Genomic DNA, 844 nt, shown 5'->3' on the forward strand with positions numbered 1-844 from the left:
CAGGCGAAATTCTCGCCGTACTCGGCCGCTCCGGCTGCGGCAAATCCACCCTGCTCAAAACCATCGTCGGCCTGGTGCGTCCCGACACCGGCGAAGTCTGGCTCAACGGCGACAACATCACCGACATGCCGTCTGAAAAACGCAATATCTCGCTGATGTTTCAAGACTACGCCCTTTTGCCGCATTTAACCGCCCTCGACAACGTCGGCTTCGGCCTCAAAATGCGCCGTCTGCCCAAAGCCGAAATCGAAGAACAATCCATGCAGGCCTTGCGCGACATCGGTTTGGAACACGAAGCCCAACGCAAACCCGAAAGCCTCTCCGGCGGCGAACAGCAACGCCTCGCCCTCGCACGCGCCCTAATCACGCGCCCGTCACTGTTGCTCTTGGACGAAGCCTTCTCCAGCCTCGACACCCACCTGCGCCACCACCTGCGCACCCTGACTGCCGAACGCATCCGCAGCCAAAACATCCCCGCCATCCTCGTGACCCACTCCGCCGAAGAAGCCTGCACCATGGCCGACACCATCGCCATCATGCACGAAGGCCGCATCCTCCAACACGGCACGCCGGAAACCCTTATCCGCCGCCCCGTCAACGCCCAAGCCGCCCTGTTGCTCGGTTTGGCCAACACCGGCGACACACGCTACATCCCCCAACACGCCATACGATTCGACCCGAACGGCACGGCCGTCCGCATCAGCGAAGCCGTCCCCCTCGCCGAAGGCATACGCCTCACCCTCGCCCATCCGCAATACGGCGATTTGATTTGGTATCCCCATGCCGACCACGATACGGACAAACCGCAAACCGGACAGGAAATCAGCATCAGCGTGGATGAAAA

The 844-nt window shown here is 61.4% G+C and carries 1 protein-coding gene; it reads left to right on the plus strand.

Annotated elements, in window-relative coordinates:
- Positions 1–844: ABC transporter ATP-binding protein (locus tag ACTHUR_RS12900; protein WP_440398890.1), on the plus strand; the 844-nt coding region annotated here is incomplete at both ends.

The sequence above is a fragment of the Neisseria sp. P0021.S007 genome (genome assembly GCF_051956855.1).